The organism is Pseudomonas sp. B329 (assembly GCF_023127835.1).
GTDB classification, from domain to species: Bacteria; Pseudomonadota; Gammaproteobacteria; order Pseudomonadales; family Pseudomonadaceae; genus Aquipseudomonas; species Aquipseudomonas synxantha_A.
In genome coordinates, this window is the sequence record NZ_SPKP01000056.1 from 62,492 (window position 1) to 64,923 (window position 2,432).

The 2,432-nt window shown below is 63.0% G+C and carries 2 protein-coding genes; one reads left to right on the plus strand and one right to left on the minus strand.

Annotated features, from left to right (window positions below):
- Positions 1 to 117: 117 nt before the first annotated feature.
- A complete protein-coding gene (locus tag E4P00_RS24950) occupies positions 118 to 426 on the minus strand; it encodes a DUF2834 domain-containing protein (RefSeq protein WP_078821239.1) in 309 nt (102 codons plus the stop codon).
- Between the two features lie 110 nt (positions 427 to 536).
- On the opposite strand from E4P00_RS24950, the gene E4P00_RS24955 reads away from it, so the two are divergent.
- Entirely contained in the window at positions 537 to 2,246 is a 1,710-nt protein-coding gene (locus tag E4P00_RS24955; RefSeq protein WP_148853941.1) for an amidase, read from the plus strand.
- Positions 2,247 to 2,432: the final 186 nt, after the last annotated feature.

Here is a 2,432-nt window from a genome sequence, read left to right on the forward strand (position 1 = left end):
TCCAAATCCCTGTCGAATTACGGCCAGCGTGGTTTGACGGGGCGCCTAAGATCAAAAGCAGATCAAGATCAAGAGCGGCTCGCTTCGCATCGTGGTTACTGTCGTTGGCATCTACCGTCAGGTGCGTCGCGAGAACCCATTAACGACGATATACAGCAGCGGCCCTACCGACACGAACACCGCCGTCAACAGGAAATACGGGATCAACGACGCCACGGAGCGCCCTCGTCCGCGCGCGTCCCGGTACATCCACACACACGCCAGCACCGCCATCAAATACAGGTCAATCACCACTTGTGCGGTATCAGGCCGCGACATCAGCTCGCGTCCAAATGCCAGCAGTGATTGCTCGGCCGTGAGCATCGTCGCCGCCGTGTAGAGGGTAAATCCCAGCAGGGCAGCCAGAGCAATATAGGGTCTGTGCATGGTCTCTTCCTTGAAGCGCAATGGTAGTCATCGCGGCCACCTTAGCTGGTTTTGTGAAATATCTGTACGTAGACTGCCGCCATCCCCCCACGTGAAGGCGGCGAAAAAACGTGATGCAAGTTACTGAAGTCTCCATTGCCCAATTGCGCGCTGCGCTTGAAGCCGGGCAGACCACGGCCGTTGAACTGGTCCAGGCATACCTGGCACGGATCGATGCCTACGATGGCCCGCAGACAGCTACGGCGCTGAACGCCGTGGTGGTGCGCAACCCTGACGCCCTGAAAGAAGCCGAGGCGTCGGATGCGCGCCGCGCCAAGGGCCAGACCCTGGGACCGCTGGAGGGTATTCCCTACACGGCCAAGGACAGTTACCTGGTCAAAGGTCTGACGGCCGCATCCGGCAGCCCGGCGTTTGCCAAGCTGGTGGCCCAGCGCGATGCCTTCACCATTGAGCGTCTGCGTGCCGGTGGCGCGATCTGCCTGGGCAAGACCAACATGCCGCCGATGGCCAATGGCGGCATGCAGCGTGGCGTGTATGGCCGCGCCGAAAGCCCTTACAACGCCGACTACCTGACCGCGCCATTTGCGTCCGGTTCTTCCAACGGCGCGGGCACTGCCACCGCCGCCAGCTTTGCAGCGTTTGGCCTGGCTGAAGAAACCTGGTCGAGTGGCCGCGGCCCGGCCTCCAACAATGGTTTGTGTGCCTATACGCCTTCCCGTGGGGTGATTTCGGTACGCGGCAACTGGCCATTAACCCCGACGATGGACGTCGTGGTGCCGTATGCGCGCACCATGGCCGACCTGTTGGAAGTGCTCGACGTCGTGGTGGCCGAAGACCCCGACAAGCGCGGCGACCTGTGGCGCCTGCAACCCTGGGTACCGATCCCCAGCGTCACCTCGGTGCGCCCGGCCTCATACGCCGCACTGGCCACCAGCAGCGAAAGCCTGGCCGGCAAGCGCTTTGGCGTGCCGCGCATGTACATCAATGCCGACCCCGACGCCGGCACCAGCGAAAAACCCGGTATCGGCGGGCCCACCGGGCAAAGGATCAATACCCGCGCCACGGTGATCGAGTTGTGGCAAGCCGCCCGCCAGGCGCTGGAGGCCGCCGGCGCCGAAGTGATCGAGGTAGATTTCCCGCTGGTATCCAACTGCGAAGGCGACCGGCCCGGCGCGCCAACGGTGTTTACCCGTGGCCTGGTGTCCAAGGAGTTCCTCCACGACGAACTGTGGGAACTGTCTGCCTGGGCCTTCGATGACTTCCTGCGCGCCAACAACGATCCGGCGCTCAACCGCCTGGCGGATGTGGACGGACCAAAGATCTTCCCCCACGACCCCGGCACCCTGCCCAACCGTGAAGACGACCTCGCCGCCGGCATGGATGAATACGTGCGCATGGCCCAACGCGGCATCACACCGTGGGACCAGATCGGTACCGTGCCCGATGGCCTGCGTGGCCTGGAAACAACCCGGCGCCTGGATCTGGAAGACTGGATGGACAACCTCGGCCTCGACGCCGTGCTGTTTCCGACCGTAGCCGATGTAGGCCCGGCCGATGCCGACGTGAACGAAGCGTCTGCCGACATCGCCTGGAGCAACGGCGTGTGGGTCGCCAACGGTAACCTTGCGATTCGCCACCTTGGCGTGCCCACCGTCACCGTGCCGATGGGCGTGATGGCGGATATCGGTATGCCGGTGGGGCTGACGTTTGCCGGGCGTGCTTATGATGATTCGGCGCTGCTGCGCTTTGCCGCAGCGTTTGAAGCCACCGGCAGCAAACGCGTGATCCCGCCACGCACACCGCCGCTGCCCAGCGAATAAAAGCAATTCAAATGTGTGAGGGGTATCTACACAACTTTGCAGTCGCCAACAGTAACCACGATGCGAAGCGAGCCGCTCTTGATCTGCTTTTGATCTGAGGCGCCCCGTCAAACCACGCTGGCCGGAATTCGACCTGGATTTGGGGGGTAAACCGGCAGGGATGCCGGTTTAGCCGCCCCGCGCCAT